Consider the following 19,128-nt stretch of genomic DNA (forward strand, 5'->3'; position numbering starts at 1 on the left):
AAGCGTATCATCTACTCCGGTTTATCTTTTTCGCATTGTAACGGATACGCACTTAGTGGGGGTTTTCGGGGAGATGACTGGGATTCACCGTTGGTTTTCGTTGCTATTTTATAAAACAGCACTTTCGCGGTCGGATTCTCATTTAATAGCGTATTGACCTTATCATAATTTCTATCCGCATCGCTTTTGTTCCCGTTTCTGATGTGATACGCATAGAAAAGGGAATATAGCACACTGCTTTTTAAGTCAATGTAGTTTTTATCGATACCTTTGCTGTCGTTGTAAAAGTTATCGACTCGTTCTTCATAGCCTCGGATGATTTGAAACTGGCTTTTTTTGCTTTCCGGGATTTTACTGTGCGATTTGATCAAATCAAAATAATAATACCACAGTACGGGAGATGGGTACTTTATCAAAACTTCGTTCATGTATTTGTTGGTGATATCCATTTGATCTTTTTGCGGCAGTGTGGCAATCACCTCAAGGAGAAAGTCAATAAAGGTAAGGTTTCTTTCTTGTTTATTACCTATTTCCCAATAGTTGTAGTTTTTGATGATGTAGCTGTTGTTAAAATCATTTTCATCATGGAAAGGATAAAACTGGTAGATTGAAATGGCACTGATGAGCTTGTTTGCTATCAGCCTGTCATCCAGATCGTTTTTGTAGGCATCAACATAGGCAATGATGAGTGCACTCATCAGATAATCTAATTCATTGTTGTTCACGATCTTTTTGAATAAATCGTTATACCATGCAATTTCAATTTCCGCCGCGTGTGCGTTTGCGTTCATGTACTCTGTTTTTATCGCGTAGTGTACCTCGGAAAGGGCATCCTGGGTGGAGAATGCCGTGATGATAACCGGCGATTTTATTTTGTTTTCTGATAGGCCAACGATCTCTTTTTTGGTTTTGCCTGACAAATAAATCGAGGGCAAGTGATAGCTTTTTGCTTCGGGCCGAATGAATTTAAACAGAGGGTTCTCGTGGGCTGAAATTTTTCTATGGATATCATCAATCGCCGTTATTAATTTTTCAGCGTTTTCATCTGTCGCATTGTTGAAGTATTGCCCATCTTTCTCTGTATAAAAACCGGAGATCGTGAGCAATGACGGGGCAGGGTAAGGATCATAAAAGAGTGCAAAACAGCCAATGATAAACATCATGCACATTGACGTAATAGACCACTTTCCTGGTTTTCGCTTTTTGACGCGGTAATAGGCGGTGGTGATCGCCACATAAAGTAACAATGAGACAGCTACCGCTGCTTTGTTATCATTCAAATAATAAAATATTGATGGATCTTTGAATAACGATAAAACAGACAGTATTGCCAGAAGAAATTCAATTACAGTTTTCACTGACTCAATTATTGTCATTGTTCTTTATGCATCCTTGGCTGAACATGAAACCCTGTTTTTCAATACCTTATTTGCAGCTTAACAAACTCTACATGGCACTTCTACCTGAAAGAAAACCCGGCCGATACGCCTGTGCTCACCCATGGCGCTATCTATCCTTTCGATGGCAAGTATCGGTAATAACATCGTTTTCCCTATCCCGTCCGGGCAACATTTTCGCTACACTCAGCGCTGGTAACGATAACAGCTGCTAGATGTACGACATGTGTACGACAGGCAGCCTTTTATGAGGGCAGACGATGAGTCAACAAAAATTGGGCGTACTGATGGTGAATCTGGGGACGCCCGAAGCCCCGACGCCGCAGGCGGTGAAACGCTATATGGCACAGTTTCTTAGTGATAAACGCGTGGTGGATACGCCGCGCTGGCTCTGGTGGCCGCTGTTGAATGGCGTGATCCTGCCTTTTCGTTCTCCCCGTGTCGCCAAACTCTATCAGTCTATCTGGACGGTTGACGGTTCTCCGCTGTTGGCATTCAGTCGACGTCAGGAATGCGCGCTCTCCGCCCGTTTAGGCGACGATATTCCGGTGGCGCTTGGCATGAGCTATGGTTCGCCGAGCTTGCTGTCGGCGCTGGATAGCCTGTTGCCGCAAGGTGTCACTCAACTGGTGGTGCTGCCGCTCTATCCGCAATACTCCTGCTCTACCACCGGTGCGGTATGGGATGGGCTGGCCTATGAACTGCGCACGCGCCGCCAGGTGCCCGGTATCCGTTTTATCCGCGACTATGCGACGCACCCGGTCTATATCGATGCGCTAAAGCAGCGTGTGGAAGCGTCATTTGCGCTGCACGGCGTGCCAGACCGCTTAGTGATATCGTTCCATGGCATTCCGGTGCGTTATGCTACGGAGGGGGATGACTATCCTCTGCGCTGTCAGGCGACGGCACAGGCGCTGATCGCTGCATTGGGGCTGGCACCGGAACAGGCGCAAATAACATTCCAATCACGTTTTGGCCGTGAACCTTGGCTCACCCCTTATACGGATGAAACATTAAAGGGATTACCTGCTCAGGGGATCAAACGCATTCAGGTTATTTGCCCTGGGTTTGCAGCCGATTGTCTGGAAACGTTGGAAGAAATTCAGGAGCAGAACCGGGAGATTTTCCTGCATGCTGGCGGTGAACAGTTTGCTTATATTCCGGCGTTAAATGATGATGCGCGACACATTGATTTGTTTGAAGCGCTGGTGCGTGACGAGTATTTAAAACAGTACTGCTAAAAGAGCGCAGCGGGGTTACCGCTGCGCATTGGTATCAAATCGGGCACTCTTTTAGTTCTTCAGCTTTTACCTGCTCAAGCTGTAGCAGGGTAATCATGCTGTTGGCGATTTCGCGTTCACCCATCACCACCTGATTGGCACCGTGTTCGGTGATATAGCTGACTTCATCGTCATAATGTGCGAGCGCAATGATCTCCAGATCCGGGCGTTTTTCACGCGCTGCCGCAACGATTTCTCCTGCCTCATAGCTGTTAAGAATGGTCAGCAGCAGCCAGCGGGCGCAATCCAACCGAGCCAACTCCATGATTTCCACTTTAGTGGCGTTCCCCAGTACGGCCTTGATGCCTTGCTCGCGCAGAGCATCCACCCGCGCACGCGAATTCTCGATGACCACAATAGGAATGCCTTCCTGATGCAGTTTGGCACCGATCAGGCTGCCAACACGGCCATAACCGACCAATAGGGCGTGATTACACATATCAACCGGAATTTGCTTCTCTTCTTCGATGGCTTCTTCCACGATCTGCTCATCAATGGTCTCTGTTTTCTCCAGATAGCGTTCCAGCAGATTAAAAAGCAACGGGTTGATCATAATCGACAGAATCGCCCCTGCCAGCACCAGATTGCGCCCTTGCTCAGACAAGAGACCGAGCACAACGCCCAGGCCCGCCAAGATAAAGGCGAACTCGCCAATTTGCGCCAGGCTGGTCGAGATAGTCAGTGCGGTACGTTTGGAGTGGCCGAACATACGTACCAGTACAAAAGCGGCCGCTGATTTACCGAACACGATAATGGCCAACGTAATGATGACGGCCATCGGTTCGTTCACCAGAATCATCGGATCGAACAGCATGCCCACCGAAACAAAAAACAGTACGGCGAAGGCGTCACGCAGTGGCAGTGTATCGTGGGCGGCGCGTTGACTGAGTTCTGATTCGTTCAGCATCACACCCGCAAAGAAGGCACCCAGTGCGAATGAAACATCAAACAGCTTCACGGCACCGAAAGCGATGCCGAGAGCCATCGCCAATACGGCGAGGGTGAACAGTTCCCGTGAGCCGGTAGCGGCGCTTTTTGCCAACACACAAGGCACTAGGCGACGGCCCACCACAATCATCAGCGTGATAAAAGCAACCACTTTGCCGATGGTCCAAGCCAGGTCGCGAATCAGTTTACCGGTATCAGCATGCTCAGCGCCTATCATGTCACGGAACGCGGGCAGCAATACCAGCGTCAACACCATCGCCAAATCTTCTACGATCAACCAGCCAATGGCGATTTGTCCGCGCTGGCTGTCAATCAGTTGCCGTTCTTCTAATGCGCGCAGCAGCACTACGGTACTGGCAGTGGATAAGCACAGCCCAAACACCAATCCGCTTGCCAGACTCCAGCCGAGCAGGGTGGAAAGGCCCATCCCTAGCAGCGTGGCAAAGGCGATTTGTGCAATGGCACCGGGAATAGCGATGGATTTCACCGCCATGAGATCTTTAAGCGAGAAATGCAGGCCGACACCAAACATAAGCAGAATAACCCCAAGTTCAGCCAATTCAGGTGCTAACGCGGTATCCGCGACAAAACCTGGGGTAAACGGCCCCACCAGAACCCCTGCGACCAGATAGCCGACTAAAGGGGATATGCGTAGTCGATTGGCCAGAATCCCCAGCAAGAACGCGAGGACCAGACCTACGGCAATGGTGGATATTAGTGGTGTGGTTGCATGCATCCCGACTCCTTTTACCATTGTTGAAAAACGTCCATGAGCAGACTTCTTGAACAAATTCTATTTCATTTGAAGAAATCCTGCTTGGGAAAATGAGGGTATTCTAGTAAAAATCTTCGTTTACTCATTGAATCTAAGTCTAACATAGATTTCATGATGCTTTCGTCAGATAAGCATTGATAAACCAACGTTATTGCTCTCATGAAGATACTTTATCATGTCTGTTATGCCGCATTTTCATCCCGTGTGCTGAGGGGAACCGGTTTCTCTGTGTTAAAAACCTTAGAATAGCGGGGGTAAATGACATAAATACAACAGAATTAAATGAACTGACCATTTTCATCAGCTTTCTCTTGTGATTCATGCGCGCAATGCCGGTTTTTCTTGTGATACAGGTCACAGGGTGCAAATGAAACCGAGCGTTGAATAAAAGTGCGCTATTCTTGAGGGAGATCTCAATCTGCGCGTACCTGACTAAGACCAGGACTGGCAGAGGGCTGTTACCGCATTATTTTAACAAGGGTTGTTTATTTAACGGAGAATTTCCATGCGTTTTGCAACGAAAGCGTTAGGACATGCTATTGCGATGTCGCTGGTTTTTACCTCGGCAGGGGCGTTGGCGTGGGAAAAAGATAAAACCTATGACATCACCATCCTCCACACCAACGATCACCACGGCCATTTCTGGCATAACGAATACGGTGAATATGGGTTGGCAGCGCAAAAAACGCTGGTGGATCAGATTCGTCAGGAGGTGGCCGCTAAAGGCGGCAGCGTGCTGCTGCTGTCCGGCGGGGATATCAACACCGGGGTGCCTGAATCTGACTTGCAGGATGCAGAGCCCGATTTTCGCGGCATGAATATGGTGGGCTATGATGCCATGGCGCTTGGCAACCATGAGTTTGATAACCCGCTCTCGGTACTGCGCCAGCAGGAGAAGTGGGCAACATTCCCGTTGCTGTCCGCCAATATCTATCAAGAGAGTACGCAACAGCGTCTGTTCAAACCCTATGCGCTGTTTGATAAGCAAGGTATTAAAATTGCGGTTATCGGTTTGACCACTAGTGACACAGCAAAATTAGGTAATCCGGAATTTTTCACCGATATCGAGTTTCGCAAGCCGTCGACGGAAGTGAAATCGGTGGTCGATCAACTGCGTAGCACTGAAAAGCCCGACGTGATTATCGCTGCAACCCATATGGGACACTATGACGATGGTCAGCACGGCTCCAATGCGCCAGGGGATGTCGAAATGGCGCGTAGCCTGCCGGCAGGCTATCTGGACATGATTGTGGGTGGTCACTCACAAGACCCGGTCTGTATGGCGAGTGAAAACAAGAAGCAGGTAGATTATGTACCGGGTACACCCTGTGCGCCGGATCGGCAAAATGGTACCTGGATCGTGCAGGCCCACGAATGGGGTAAATATGTTGGGCGCGCTGATTTCACGTTCAAAAATGGCACGCTGACGCTGGCCCATTACCAACTTATTCCGGTCAACCTGAAGAAAAAGGTGGAGAAGACCGGTGGCGGCACCGAACGCGTCTATTATACCCAGGAGATCAAACAGGATGATGGCGTGGTGAAAATGCTGACGCCGTTTCAGGAAAAAGGTCAGGCACAGCTGGATGTGAAGGTCGGAAGCGTAAAAATGGCACGCTGGATGGCGATCGCAAACAGGTGCGCTTCTATCAAACTAATCTGGGACATCTGCTGTTATCCGCCCAGCGCGAACGCGCTAATGCAGATTTTGCCGTGATGAGCGGTGGCGGGATACGTGACTCCATTCAGCCCGGTGATATCACCTATAAAACGGTGCTGAAAGTGCAACCGTTCGCCAATACCTTGGTTTATGTCGATATGAAAGGCAGCGAGGTTGAGAAATACCTGGCTGCGGTGGCGAACAAGAAAGTGGATTCCGGTGCCTACGCCCAGTTCCTGAACGTCAGCCTGGTGGCCGATGGACAAGGTGTTCAGGATGTGAAAATCAAGGGTGAACCGTTGCAGGCGGATAAAACCTACCGTATGGCAACGCTGAACTTCAATGCGATGGGCGGTGATGGTTATCCGCGTCTGGATGGATTGCCGACTTACGTCAACACCGGTTTTGTCGATGCCGAGGTACTGAAGCAGTATATCGAGCAACATTCACCGCTTGATGCAGCGGCCTATGCGCCAAAAGGCGAAATTCAATACCGTTGATGAAATGGTCGTGCTAATATTAAAGAGGGCTTACAGATAGGTAAGCCCTCTTTTTTATGTCCATCGCTCATCAATTGCGAAGTGCTCTTTTGTGATGGACGTAACAGTTAAATGTTAGCGATAACATTTTTAGCGCGCTCAGCATCACAAACGTGATCTGTTGTTGTTTTTTATTGAAAAACCTTTGGTATTTTATTAAAGCTTCTTTTCAATATAGGGTGTTGGAATGAAGAAGGGGTTTGTTTTGTCATTGCTTGGCGCATGTATTGCGTTCAGTTCTCAGGCGGGTGCCGCAGCCCTACCTGCCGTTGTCACTTTTACCGATAATGGCAAAGTGTGCGATGTCACGCAATATGGCGCGGAAGGTCATCGCTTGCAAATTGCACTGAATGCGGATTCATTCCAACGCGCTATCGATAATTGTGCGGCCGCAGGCGGCGGTACGGTGCTGGTGCCGGAAGGTAACTATCTGGTCAACCCACTGTTCCTGAAAAGCAATGTGCGTCTGAACTTGGCGAAGAACGCCACCATTGTGGCTTCGACAGAAGAAGCAGCCTATCGTGCTACGGAGCAGACCAAATACGCCGAGGCGGAAAATGGCTGGTTGCCGTTTATCAGCGTTGCTGATGCCAAGAACGTCACTATAACCGGTGAAGGTACCATTGATGGTCAAGGTGCCGTGTGGTGGGAGCGCTGGCGTGCCAATATTTGTGCCACGGGTAAAAAGGGGGGCACCGATCGTCCGCGTTTGATCTACATCACCCGTTCCAGCAATGTGCTGGTGGATGGCGTTACCCTGACGCACTCACCGAGTTTCCATGTGGTGATGCGCTACGCGCATGACGTTAACGTCAACAACACAAAAATTCTGTCGCCTTGGCACGCACCGAACACCGATGCCATCGATCCTATCGACAGCCAGAACATTCGTATCACCAATAACTTTATCGACTGTAACGACGACCATATTGCCATCAAGACCGAGAAGCCCGATTAGCGTTTCCCTGAAGGCGTCGTCGACAATATATACATTGCGAACAACGTATTGCGTCAGGGACGCGGTATTTATATCGGCAGCGAAACCTCCGGCGGCGTGAACAATGTGCTGGTGGAAAATAACCAGTTCGAAGGTTCGATGTACGGTATTCGTATCAAGACTCTGCGCGGTAAAGGCGGTGAGGTGAAAAACATCACTTATCGCAACACCAAAATGGTCGATGTCGATATTCCGCTGGTGTTTGCTGGCTACTACAAGGCGGCTCCCATTGTGCAAGCCGAAGTGGACAAACTGCTGGCAGAAGGCGGTTTCACCATGGGTGAACAAATTTACCCGCCAGATACCGATGCCAAACAGCCGTTTGATAAATATAAGACGCCGCATTTTAGCAATGTGACGATCGAAAACCTGGAATCAACCGGCAAAAGCAAAGCTGCTGCGTACATCATTGGTGTACCCGAAGCACCCTTGAGCGGTTTCCATTTTGACAACGTGCGTATCGATGCCGATCAAGGGATCCGCGTGCGTAACGCTGAAGTGCAAACCAAAGGTTTAACCCTCAACGTGAAGCAAGGGCCGACGTTGTTGGTTGAAAAAGGGGCTAAGATCGATTAATTACCCGTTCTGAAGCGGTGGCAGGGGACACACTGGCCGTGGAGTCCTCTGCCATCAGCTTCTTTTACGCTTCATACTTCACGCTGTGGCGGCGTTGGCCACACTTGATTACGATGAAACATCTCCCATAAATTCTGGCCAAGCTTTTTCGTCCGGGCCGTGATCGTTTCGTGCGCGTTAACCACTGCGTTTATCCGCACCGGGCATGGCATGCGCCCGACTCGGGGCGTTCAATCTCCATCGCTCCGAGACCCCAGGCTTTTCGTGGAAAACTCGTCTAATCCATGGGACTCGCCCTGGTGGGGCCGCTGCTAGCAGCGTTCAAAAATGCTCCCGGCATTTTTGTCAGACGCGGCGCTGACTTACGCGTGGTCCTGCCGCTCACCCGGTGGTCTCGTGTACCTCAGCGTTATTTTTAACGCCATACAACATCAAAAAATTAATCCCGTTTGGCAATATCACTAAATGACGCTTTCAGCAGTTTTGCCAAATCGGTGGGCGCAAGCCCGATATCCAGTCCGCGCTTGCCACCGGAAACGTAAATCACCGGGAAGAGCTGCGCCGGTTCATCGATGGCGGTTGGCAGCTTTTTTCTGTCCTAACGGGCTGATACCGCCTACCAGATAGCCCGTAACCCGCTGAGCCAGCATAGGGTCGGCCATATCCGCTTTTTTGGCACCAAAGGCTCGCGCCACCTTCTTTAAATCCAACTGCCCGGAGACTGGAGTTATGGCAACGGCTAAGTGTTTGGCATCGCCGTTCAGCGATACCAGCAGGGTTTTGTACACCTGCTCTTTATTCAACCCCAGCTTACGCGCGGCTTCTTCGCCAAAATTGGTTTCGTTTGGATCATGGTCGTAGCTGTGAAGTTGGAAAGCGACCTTATTTTTTTCCAGAAGTTTTACTGCTGGTGTCATGGTGCTCGTTCCTTAATCAATCCCGTCGTTATTGCTTTGCATTAACAGGTTGTAGCAGGGAAGGCAGGCTATTGTCGCCGTACAGATGCAACGCACCGACAGCCACGACATAATGTCCGCTCGGCAGTGCTTGTAACTGATCGCGCCAGCGGGTATTGCGCTGACGCATCAATACCTCGGACAAGGCGTGGCTGAACGTCGCCGGCATAGCGGCAGCGGATTTTGCTGGCGGTCCTTCCAGCCACCAGCCGGTCATCACCTGAAGCAGACGCGCATTAACGTGCCAGTGATCCAGCGTATCTTCCAGTAATGCTACACCACCTGCGGCAATTGTCGCAGCATGGCGAGCTGTTCTTGCTGACCTTCAAGTTCAATCACCGGAATGTTTGCCGCTTTGGCGGCCTGAATCAATTGATAATCGATGCCATAGTGAGGACGTAGACCGAGCGATTGCGCTTGCATCGCCCGGAGCGTCAGCGCCGCGTGCCAGGCGGGCAGATGCTCAAAGCGGTTCAGGCTAAGCGCCAGTATGCTGGAACAGCTGATAGCGTTCTGGATCCAGGCGCTCCGCCAGCGGAATTGGCTCATACTCTTCCTGCAACGGCGAACCCATATCGGAGATATCGGCTTCTACCACCAGTGCAGTAGACTGCTGCAATTGTTGCAGCAACACCTCCGGCAACGGAGACATGGCTTCGCTGCCCATATGGATACTGCCCACCAAATGCAGGCGTCCGCCGTTTGTCAGCGAAACATCCAGTGCGGGGTAGGCATAGGCGACCGGGGAAATTAATCCCAACCACGTGGCCAGTTGGCGCAGTAACGTCATGATTTATCTCCATCAACCACAAACGCTCATGCTAACCGCTTGTGCCGCGCGAGGATACTTCCATAAGGATGAAAAATCCCCAACCGTGTTACTGTTGGGGATAGTCGGGAAGGACGGTTAAACCTTGAGGGCGCGGACGTGTAGCGTAATGCCGTCAACGGCAATCACTTCTACGGTAGTGCCGACGGGCAGAGCTTCATCGGTTTTGATCCGCCAGGTGCTGTCACCGATTCTGGCACGGCCGATGCCATCCTCAACCGCTTCGGTGGTAGTGGCACGCACTCCTATCAGTTGCCGACTGCGTTGGTTCAGCAGTGTGGCATCTGCTATCCGGCGTGAACGGCTACGCAGCCAGTACCACCACAGCAGCGCGACGATGATGGTCAGCACGGCAAATAACGTTCCCTGCCACGCCCAAGGTAGCGGTAATACCCAGGTTAACAAACCAATGATAACGGCAGACACGCCGCTCCACAGTAAATAACCGCTGGCCCCAAGCATCTCAGCCGCCAGTAGTAGACCACCGAGCGAGAGCCACACCCAGTGGGCATTCTCAGCCAGCAGTTCAACGTCCATTCTGGCTCCGGGCGTTTCCGCTATCTTTAATCAACTCGGCGATACCGCCAATAGCGCCCATCAGATTGCTGGCATCCAGGGGCATCATGATAACTTTGCTGTTGTCGGCAGAACCAATCTCTTTCAATGCATCGGTATATTTTTGTGCCACAAAGTAGTTGATGGCCTGAATATTACCGGAGGCAATAGCATCAGAGACCATCTGGGTGGCGCGTGCTTCTGCTTCCAGAAACGCGGATTGACGCTTCCCCTATCAGCTTTTAAAATTTGCGACTGCTTTTCACCTTCCGCTTAAAGAATGTCGGCTCGTTTGGTTCGTTCGGCTTTCATCTGGGCGTTCATCGAGGCGATCAGTTCGGCGGGTGGGCGCACATCGAGGATCTCAATACGGGTGATTTTATGCCCCACGGGCCAGTGGCTTCATCGACAATATGCAGCAGGCGAGTGTTGATGCTGTCACGCTGCGACAGCATTTCATCCAGTTCCATAGAACCCAGCACGGTACGGATGTTGGTCATGGTCAGGTTTTTGATCGCCAATTCGAGTGAACTGACCTCATAAGCAGCACGTGCCGCTTCCACTACCTGAATAAAGCAGATGGCATCAATCGTCACGTTGGCGTTGTCTTTGGAAATCACTTCCTGGGAGGGAATCTCAAGTACCTGCTCCATCATATTGATTTTGCGACCAATGCGATCCATGAACGGTACCACCAGGTTTAACCCCGGCATCAGTGTCTTGGTGTGGCGGCCAAAACGTTCTACGGTCCACTGATAGCCTTGCGGCACGATCTTGATCCCTGACCATACAATAACCAGTGCAACAAATATCAATACGGGAATGACACTCAGCATGGTTTTCACCTCCAAAGGTAGTTTTAAAAATAATTTATTGAAATAAAACTATATTTTTCTTCATCCTGAAAAGGCTATTCTAGCGCCGTCGGTGCATAAAGCCCATCTTTTCGCAGGCGTAATCGCGCGTTGTCATTGGCGTATTATCTGAAAATAGCAAAAACGAGAGGTGAGGCAAGCAGGGGCGCTAATACACCACGGCAAGAGGTTGGATTAAAAGGTGGTCCAGTTATCATTTGACGATGTTGTGGTGGAACCTGTACTTGCAGCAGCCAGTAACGGTGTTTTAGCGGTTGTTGTAGGGGACGTAACTGTCATTGAACTGGTCGGTGTAATGACAAACACGGCGACGGCATCCGTCAGGCGTTGGCGCTCAGGTTTTTCATTGATGCTTCGGCACCTTCCACCAGTTCCATTCCTTGTTGTGTGGTGTGCACGGCATCGTCGATCAACGCTTTGATCTCTTTTGCGGCGGCGGCACTACGCTGAGCGAGACCACGCACTTTGCTGGCCACCACGGCAAAGCCGTGACCCTGTTCACCCGCACGCGCTGTTTCAACGGCGGCATTGAGCGCCAATATATTGGTTTGGAAAGCAATGCCGTCGATCAGGGCGATGATTTCTACCATGTGGTTGGCAGAGTCACGGATTTCATGCATTTTGCTCGCGGCATCGGACATTTTGCTGCCGCTGTTTTTCATCTCTAGGGCGGCATCGTTCACCTGCGTATTGGCCTGTTGGGTATTTTCTGCGGTGTTTTTAACAGTAGCCGCTAGCTGGTTCATTGATGCAGCCGTCTGTTCCAGAGAACTGTCCTGTTCTTCGGTGCGGCCGGACAGATCCAGGTTACCGGCCGCAATTTGTGCGGTAGCCGAGGCAATGCTGTGCGCACCATCGCGCAGTTGCCCGACAAGCTGCTGGAGATTGGTGGTCATCTTGTTCAGCGCATTCAATAAGATGCCAATCTCATCTTTACGCTGATGGTCGATCGATCGCGTCAGGTTGTCCTGTGTAACGGACTCCGCCAATGACACTGCTTGCTGCAACGGCAGCACCACACTGCGCGCTGTCACGAATGACAGCGTCAGGCTGATAACGACGCCTGCAAGAATAATGCACAGCAGTATGATGCGAATGCTGCTGTAACTTTGATTAACCGTTTGGTCCGCCTGCCACATCCGGTATTCGGCTTTGCTGATGAACTGTGAGATATCTTTTTTGAGCGCTGTACCCAGAGGCCAAGTGACTTCAAGCGCTTGATGGCGTAGGTCCTGACGGTTTTTCGCCAGATTAAGCAGCGTATCGCTGGCCTCGGCAAACTTGCTATAGTCCTGTTTAATGGTATTTAACGCAGCAGTAAGTTCAGCATCGTCCTGTACATAATTACTGAGCGTCGTAATATGTTTAACGATAACACTGCGGTCTTTTTTGATTTGTTCAACCGTCGTGTTGATGTTATTTTCATCATTTTCTGCGGTCAGGGCAAAGAATGCGGATTGGTTAATAAAGACGTTATTTAAACTGCTCATAACATTGTTGGAGAGCATCACGGTAGGGTAATTTTTCTTTACTACGGCGTCGATGTGCTCATGGAAGCTTTTAAGCCCGCCAAAGGCCAATATACCAAAAATAATCAGGATAAGCAGGCTGATGATAGTGCCAATCGCCAGGCGATTTTCAGATCTGAAAATTTCATTATCGTCCCTATTATAAGAATTATAACAATGTGGTTCTTCTTTCCGCTGCGGGCAGTGCAGGCAAGAATAACTGCCGTAACAGCACGATGGAGGCTAGCTCAGTATATAAGTAAAATTATGCGGGGATTTAGACCATTTTTATCCTAAAAAAGGGTTTAAATAATAAGAGTGAGATAAACCTTTTCAATTTATTATATTCATTTTGATAAATACAAAATGGAAATAATATACCAACTAAACTATTTTCTGTTTTTGTGCCTCATCCGTGACGGTGGGGACGCCAATTCACCGCTGAACGGGATAGATAATCGTGCAACCATAACGCTCAGAATAGGGTATTGATTTTATCGCACAGCACCAACACACCCTAGTCTGCTTTTCCTGCGGCTTCCAACTTCCTGGCCTTTTGAGACCATTGCGCTGCAATGTCGCTGTTTTTTCTACGCCAAGCCCTTGAGAGTACATCCACCATGAGTTGATATGGGAGTGATAATCACCTTTTTCAGCCGCTTTTGTGTAGATTTCAATGGCTTTTGTGTAATTGACCTCCATTCCTTTGCCCTTTTCGTACATAAACCCAAGCGCCCTCATGGCATCGAGATTTCCACGAGCAGAAGATTTCTCATACCAGTATCTGGCTTTTCCATAATCAATATCTCGTGTGCCGCCATCATCGTAATAGCTTCCCAGCACATATTGCGCAGCGGCGTCAGGCGTATTGTTATCGCAAGCCGACAACAGGAAACAGGCGAGCACTAGCACTACGAACCGATTCATCCTTAACTCCATTTACAGCACCTTTATTGCTCTTTGTCGCTGAAACCAAGGGCATGCCTACCCGAATGAATATTATCAGAAAACTACCGCGTCCCTAAGAGTGTGTACGCTCCAAAGCCTATCAACCGATCCCCCGCCAATTAACGCGCCACCGCAGCTAACGGTGTCCTCTGTGCGCGCTGCGGGCTTGCCGTCAATAAAGACGCTGGATGAACCGCCGCTGATAGTTCGGCTATGTCCGTGGGGAGCCAGAGGATCGCCTTGCCAGGCCAATGGCAGACCATCAACCTTGACGGTTGATGACCCTGACACGACTGACGTTGGCGGATGGCTACCGGGCTGAAAGCGATTCAACTTGCAGCATCTTACTTTCTGGCTGTCACGCTTTAAATGGCACTCCTACAGCACGTCCCGCCTCCACCATCATATGCAGCGGAATGCGAGAGTATTCCCCTTCTACCACCCGGCTCATCACCACGTCGACATAGACCGCTTTTTATGGCCAAGCGTCATCCTTTCCGCGCTGGCGCATGTAGGCATAGGGGCTCAGGCTGATGGCGCCCACCTGCGGTGTGGTGGTACGTATCGATACGATCAACCCACCCCCGAGAAACCTTCTCCTCGACATAGGCCCGCGCCTACTTGAATGCGCGGCTTTGTGTATCAGGTTGGAAACCTCTCTTAGCTTATAAAGCGTTCCAATCCGATACATTCGATCAACGCCGAATTGCTATTCGGATTTGCCAGGCTCCGCGACTGTAATACCCGCCACCAATATCCGAATGGGCACCCGGCAGAGCCAGTTCGGTAAAATGGGGCGGAATGCTGGTGCCGATCGCCATCGGGATAATTCGCGTCAACGGAAAATGGTACAAAAAAACCGGCATTGGGCCGGGTTAGCGCCGTTATTGGTTTCGACAGGCTCCTTCGAGAGACAGGCAAAAAACATGCCGTTTTTTAATCCATTGTTTTTATTTATAATAAGTTTATTACTGAGGCGCGAATGTCAATTCTGAGCAACAAGTTGCGCAGACCTCGTGAATCATTTGCAAACCTTGCGCAGGAAGTGATTTATGCTAGGAAGTGAGCAAGAAATTGCGCAGAATGCGCAGTTATTCTGAAGAGGTAACGCCGCGGGCTCATAATCGTCATGGAACCCATATTTTAGCATTGCACCGGGTATACCGAACGCTCACAGCTCTAACTCAATATCATTCACTGGCATGCAGCAGCACGGCAAGATTTCGTCTTGCTGTACACAGGCAAGGGGTGTTTGGCGATAGGCGACGCGGCCTTTCACCAGCCGTAAGCGGCAGGCACCGCAATAACCCGAGCGGCACTGATATTCCATGTGTACGCAGTGTTGTTCAAGCACGTCGAGTAACGAGGTGGCGCTGTCGTTGTTGGCAAGCTGCGCGTCAGAGACGCACAGTGTTATGGTTGAGTTGCTCATCAACTTAGAGCTGGAAATCACTCAGGTCGTCGGCGTTGATTTCAGAATCAATTTGGCCGACCAGATAAGAACTCACTTCCACTTCTTGCGGAGCAACCTGCACGTTGTCAGAGACCAGCCAGGCATTAATCCACGGGATCGGATTAGTACGCGTTTGGAACGGCAATGGTAACCCCACCGCCTGCATGCGGATATTGGTGATGTATTCAACGTACTGGCAGAGAATGTCTTTGTTCAGGCCAATCATCGAGCCGTCGCGGAACAGGTATTCCGCCCACTCTTTCTCCTGCTGTGCCGCCAGCACAAACAGGTCGTAGCATTCCTGTTGGCACTCTTCGGCGATTTGTGCCATTTCCGGATCGTCCTGGCCGGAACGCATCAGATTCAGCATATGCTGGGTACCGGTCAGGTGCAGCGCTTCATCGCGGGCGATCAGTTTGATGATTTTGGCGTTGCCTTCCATCAGTTCGCGTTCGGCAAAGGCGAATGAGCAGGCGAAACTGACATAAAAACGGATGGCTTCCAGCGCGTTGACGCTCATCAGGCACAGATAAAGCTGTTTCTTCAAGGCATGCGGATTAACGGTGACCGTTTTACCGTTCACCTGATGCGTGCCTTCACCTAGCAGGTGATAATAGCTGGTCAGTTCGATCAGATCGTCATAGAAAGAAGAGATGTCTTTTGCACGTTTCAGAATCTCTTCATTGGTGACGATATCATCGAACACCAGTGCCGGATCGTTGACAATATTGCGGATGATATGGGTATAGGAACGGGAATGGATGGTTTCTGAAAATGCCCAGGTTTCTATCCAGGTTTCCAACTCTGGGATGGATATCAGTGGTAACAATGCGACGTTCGGGCTGCGTCCTTGAATGGAGTCCAGCAGCGTTTGGTATTTCAGATTGCTGATGAAGATGTGCTTTTCATGTTCCGGTAGCGCCTGATAGTCAATGCGATCGCGAGACACATCCACCTCTTCTGGACGCCAGAAAAAGGAGAGCTGTTTCTCGATCAGCTTCTCGAATATTTCATATTTTTGCTGATCGTAACGCGCTACGTTAACAGACTGGCCAAAGAACATCGGTTCCAGAAGCTGATCGTTTTTATTCTGTGAGAAGGTGGTATAAGCCATAGGGCTGTATCTCCAAAAAGGGACAGGAGGCATTTAACTGCCCCCTGAAAAAACTAACGTAAACAATACCCTATGCTGGAAGCGGTTTAAATCTTACAGGCACCGCCTTCGCAACCGTCATCCTGCGCATCGGCCAGGATATCTTCCTGTGCGTCTTCTGCACCGTCACGGGTGTTTTGATAATACAGCGTTTTCAACCCGAACTTATAGGCGGTAAGCAAGTCAGTCAGCAACTGTTTCATTGGCACTTTTCCTGACGGGAAGCGCGCCGGATCGTAGTTGGTGTTGGCAGAAATAGCCTGATCGACAAACTTCTGCATCAGCCCAACCAGTTGCAGGTAGCCGTCATTGTTCGGCATTTCCCACAGTAATTCGTAGGCATCCTTCAGGGTTTCGTAATCCGGCACCACCTGGCGCAAAATGCCGTCTTTTGACGCCTTGATACTGATGTGACCGCGTGGTGGTTCAATACCGTTGGTGGCGTTGGAAATTTGTGACGAGGTTTCCGACGGCATCAACGCAGAGAGCGTGGAGTTACGCAGACCGTGTGTTTTGATACTGTCGCGCAGTGCTTCCCAATCGTAATGCAACGGTTCGCTGCAAATGCCGTCCAGATCGCGCTTGTAGGTGTCAATAGGCAGCACGCCACGAGCATAGGTAGTTTGGTCAAACCACGGGCAGGCACCTTGTTCGCGCGCCAGCTCGTTTGAGGCTTGCAGCAGGTAGTACTGAATGGCTTCAAAGGTCTTGTGCGTCAGATTGTTGGCACTGCCATCGGAGTAGCGCACGCCGTTTTTCGCCAGATAGTAGGCAAAGTTGATAACGCCGATGCCGAGCGTGCGGCGGCCCATAGCACCGCGTTTGGCGGCCAGAATAGGGTAATCTTGATAGTCCAACAGGGCGTCCAGCGCGCGTACAGCCAGACGCGCCAAATCTTCCAAATCATCCAGGCTATTCAATGCGCCAAGGTTGAACGCGGAGAGGGTGCAGAGCGCGATCTCACCTTTTTCATCGTTGACGTCTTCCAGAGGGTGGGTTGGCAGCGCAATTTCCAGGCACAGGTTGGACTGACGCACCGGTGCGATGGTCGGTTCAAACGGGCTGTGGGTGTTGCAATGATCGACATGCTGAATGTAGATACGGCCTGTAGAGGCGCGTTCTTGCATCATCAGCGAGAACAGATCGACCGTTTTCATGGATTTCTTGCGGATGCTGTCGTCTTTTTCATACTGCTGATATAAGCGTTCGAACTCATCCTGATCGGCGAAAAACGCGTCATACAGGCCTGGTACGTCAGAAGGGCTGAACAGGGTGATTTCTTGTCCTTTGACCAGACGCTGATACATCAGCTTGTTCAACTGCACGCCGTAATCGAGGTGACGCACGCGGTTGCCTTCCACGCCACGGTTGTTCTTTAGCACCAGCAGGCTTTCCACTTCCATATGCCACAGCGGGTAAAACAACGTTGCCGCTCCGCCGCGCACACCGCCCTGTGAGCAGGATTTCACTGCGGTCTGGAAATGTTTATAGAAAGGAATACAGCCAGTATGGAACGCTTCACCACCGCGAATCGGGCTACCCAGCGCACGGATACGACCGGCGTTAATGCCGATACCGGCACGCTGTGAAACGTATTTCACGATAGCACTGGAGGTGGCGTTAATGGAATCCAGGCTGTCGCCGCACTCAATCAACACGCAGGAGCTGAACTGACGAGTCTGGGTACGCACGCCGGACATGATCGGCGTTGGCAACGAAATCTTGAAGGTAGAAATCGCATCATAGAAGCGTTTGACGTAATCCAGACGCGTTTCGCGCGGGTAACCGGAGAACAGGCAGGCAGCCACCAGTACATACAGAAACTGGGCGCTTTCGTAGATGTCACCGGTTACGCGGTTTTGCACCAGATATTTCCCTTCCAACTGCTTGACCGCAGCGTAAGAGAAGGTCATGTCGCGCCAGTGATCGATGAAAGCGTCCATCTGAGCGAACTCTTCTGGTGTATAGTCCTGCAATAAGTGGGTATCGTATTTACCCAGTTCTACCATTTTGGTGACGTGATCGAACAACGCTGGTGGTTCAAACTGGCCGTAGGCTTTTTTACGCAAGTGGAAAATGGCCAAACGTGCGGCCAGATATTGGTAGTCCGGGCTGTCGCGTGAAATCAGATCGGCGGCAGCTTTAATAATGGTTTCATGGATATCGGCGGTCTTGATGCCGTCATAAAACTGAATGTGGGAGCGCAGTTCGACTTGAGACACTGACACATTGTGCAGGCCTTCCGCTGCCCAGGTAATCACCCGGTGAATCTTGTCCAGATTGATGCGTTCTTTGCTGCCATCGCGTTTGGTTACTAGCAGGCTCTGGTTCATGTGGTGTAGTACCTATCCGTTTTTCCCAATACTATAGCGTTTTCCCCGATCGAAAACGCACACGACAGTCTAGTGCTGCGGTGTGTGGGGTAAACACTATATATAGGGGTTTTGGTTTTGAATGATAACAAAATAGTGAGAATTTTCGGCTATTGCAAGTGAACAAAACACACTGAAATTGTGGATAACATGGGGAGGAATTGTTACACACTGGCTAAACGCCTGTAGCGTTGCGGCCTTAACTTTTGTCAATGGATGGGGATAAAAAAATGATTGATTGCCGCTTTTTTCTGCGTACGGAAAATTCTTAATTTGATCAGCGTCTAAGGTTATGACGGTAGAAGGA

The 19,128-nt window shown here is 50.2% G+C and carries 11 protein-coding genes and 5 pseudogenes; 3 read left to right on the plus strand and 13 right to left on the minus strand.

Translation table 11 applies throughout. The features are described 5' to 3' along the window. Positions 1 to 11: 11 nt before the first annotated feature. Positions 12 to 1,376 (minus strand): hypothetical protein, encoded by a 1,365-nt coding sequence (locus tag JZM30_RS12330; RefSeq protein ID WP_252318994.1) that lies wholly within the window; start codon positions 1,374 to 1,376, stop codon positions 12 to 14. Between the two features lie 281 nt (positions 1,377 to 1,657). Here JZM30_RS12330 and hemH point away from each other — a divergent pair, with 281 nt between their 5' ends. Beyond that, positions 1,658 to 2,638 carry a ferrochelatase gene (gene hemH, locus JZM30_RS12335; protein WP_252318995.1) on the plus strand — a complete coding sequence of 327 codons (981 nt, stop codon included), beginning with the start codon at positions 1,658 to 1,660 and terminating at the stop codon, positions 2,636 to 2,638. A gap of 34 nt (positions 2,639 to 2,672) precedes the next feature. On the opposite strand, the gene ybaL is transcribed toward hemH, so the two are convergent. Next, positions 2,673 to 4,361, minus strand: a complete 1,689-nt coding sequence (gene ybaL / locus JZM30_RS12340) for a YbaL family putative K(+) efflux transporter (RefSeq protein ID WP_252318997.1) — start codon at positions 4,359 to 4,361, stop codon at positions 2,673 to 2,675. A 544-nt stretch (positions 4,362 to 4,905) separates the two neighbouring features. Here ybaL and ushA point away from each other — a divergent pair. Beyond that, positions 4,906 to 6,560 (plus strand): annotated as a pseudogene (gene ushA, locus JZM30_RS12345) (bifunctional UDP-sugar hydrolase/5'-nucleotidase UshA). Positions 6,561 to 6,786: 226 nt separating this feature from the next. Further along, positions 6,787 to 8,172 (plus strand): annotated as a pseudogene (locus JZM30_RS12350) (glycoside hydrolase family 28 protein). Between the two features lie 439 nt (positions 8,173 to 8,611). On the opposite strand, the pseudogene ybaK reads toward JZM30_RS12350, so the two are convergent. The 11 genes and pseudogenes from ybaK to nrdA all read right to left on the minus strand — a co-directional run bounded on the left by ybaK (position 8,612) and on the right by nrdA (position 18,782). Continuing rightward, positions 8,612 to 9,089: pseudogene (ybaK, locus tag JZM30_RS12355) on the minus strand (Cys-tRNA(Pro)/Cys-tRNA(Cys) deacylase YbaK). 28 nt (positions 9,090 to 9,117) lie between these two features. Beyond that, positions 9,118 to 9,918, minus strand: a pseudogene (locus JZM30_RS12360) (TraB/GumN family protein). Positions 9,919 to 10,035: 117 nt separating this feature from the next. Next, on the minus strand, positions 10,036 to 10,494 hold the full coding sequence (locus tag JZM30_RS12365) for an NfeD family protein (RefSeq protein WP_252319003.1): 459 nt from the start codon (positions 10,492 to 10,494) through the stop codon (positions 10,036 to 10,038). After that, positions 10,484 to 11,348: pseudogene (locus JZM30_RS12370) on the minus strand (SPFH domain-containing protein). Before JZM30_RS12370 ends, JZM30_RS12365 begins: the two are co-directional and overlap by 11 nt. Before the next feature lie 359 nt (positions 11,349 to 11,707). Next, positions 11,708 to 13,105, minus strand: a complete 1,398-nt coding sequence (locus JZM30_RS12375) for a methyl-accepting chemotaxis protein (RefSeq protein WP_308167174.1) — start codon at positions 13,103 to 13,105, stop codon at positions 11,708 to 11,710. Positions 13,106 to 13,330: 225 nt separating this feature from the next. After that, positions 13,331 to 13,822 (minus strand): tetratricopeptide repeat protein, encoded by a 492-nt coding sequence (locus tag JZM30_RS12380; protein ID WP_252319007.1) that lies wholly within the window; start codon positions 13,820 to 13,822, stop codon positions 13,331 to 13,333. A 75-nt stretch (positions 13,823 to 13,897) separates the two neighbouring features. Beyond that, positions 13,898 to 14,176 carry a PAAR domain-containing protein gene (locus JZM30_RS12385; protein WP_252319008.1) on the minus strand — a complete coding sequence of 93 codons (279 nt, stop codon included), beginning with the start codon at positions 14,174 to 14,176 and terminating at the stop codon, positions 13,898 to 13,900. A 362-nt stretch (positions 14,177 to 14,538) separates the two neighbouring features. Next, positions 14,539 to 14,664, minus strand: coding sequence for a DUF2235 domain-containing protein (locus tag JZM30_RS12390; protein WP_252319009.1), 126 nt, complete (start codon positions 14,662 to 14,664; stop codon positions 14,539 to 14,541). 350 nt (positions 14,665 to 15,014) lie between these two features. Continuing rightward, positions 15,015 to 15,275, minus strand: a complete 261-nt coding sequence (gene yfaE / locus JZM30_RS12395) for a class I ribonucleotide reductase maintenance protein YfaE (protein ID WP_252319011.1) — start codon at positions 15,273 to 15,275, stop codon at positions 15,015 to 15,017. Positions 15,276 to 15,279: 4 nt separating this feature from the next. Then, positions 15,280 to 16,410, minus strand: coding sequence for a class Ia ribonucleoside-diphosphate reductase subunit beta (gene nrdB / locus JZM30_RS12400; RefSeq protein WP_252319022.1), 1,131 nt, complete (start codon positions 16,408 to 16,410; stop codon positions 15,280 to 15,282). Positions 16,411 to 16,496: 86 nt separating this feature from the next. Next, a complete protein-coding gene (gene nrdA, locus JZM30_RS12405; protein ID WP_252319024.1) occupies positions 16,497 to 18,782 on the minus strand; it encodes a class 1a ribonucleoside-diphosphate reductase subunit alpha in 2,286 nt (761 codons plus the stop codon). Positions 18,783 to 19,128: the final 346 nt, after the last annotated feature.

Source organism: Candidatus Symbiopectobacterium endolongispinus, from assembly GCF_018777385.1.
In the GTDB taxonomy this organism is placed as follows: Bacteria; Pseudomonadota; Gammaproteobacteria; order Enterobacterales; family Enterobacteriaceae; genus Symbiopectobacterium; species Symbiopectobacterium endolongispinus.

What these genes read in the sequence shown, in the direction of transcription:
- JZM30_RS12330 (WP_252318994.1), bottom strand. Translation starts at nt 1,376, where the DNA reads ATGACAATAATTGAGTCAGTGAAAACTGTAATTGAATTTCTTCTGGCA.
- hemH (WP_252318995.1), top strand. Translation starts at nt 1,658, where the DNA reads ATGAGTCAACAAAAATTGGGCGTACTGATGGTGAATCTGGGGACGCCC.
- ybaL (WP_252318997.1), bottom strand. Translation starts at nt 4,361, where the DNA reads ATGCATGCAACCACACCACTAATATCCACCATTGCCGTAGGTCTGGTC.
- JZM30_RS12365 (WP_252319003.1), bottom strand. Translation starts at nt 10,494, where the DNA reads ATGGACGTTGAACTGCTGGCTGAGAATGCCCACTGGGTGTGGCTCTCG.
- JZM30_RS12380 (WP_252319007.1), bottom strand. Translation starts at nt 13,822, where the DNA reads ATGAATCGGTTCGTAGTGCTAGTGCTCGCCTGTTTCCTGTTGTCGGCT.
- JZM30_RS12390 (WP_252319009.1), bottom strand. Translation starts at nt 14,664, where the DNA reads ATGGCGATCGGCACCAGCATTCCGCCCCATTTTACCGAACTGGCTCTG.
- yfaE (WP_252319011.1), bottom strand. Translation starts at nt 15,275, where the DNA reads ATGAGCAACTCAACCATAACACTGTGCGTCTCTGACGCGCAGCTTGCC.
- nrdB (WP_252319022.1), bottom strand. Translation starts at nt 16,410, where the DNA reads ATGGCTTATACCACCTTCTCACAGAATAAAAACGATCAGCTTCTGGAA.
- nrdA (WP_252319024.1), bottom strand. Translation starts at nt 18,782, where the DNA reads ATGAACCAGAGCCTGCTAGTAACCAAACGCGATGGCAGCAAAGAACGC.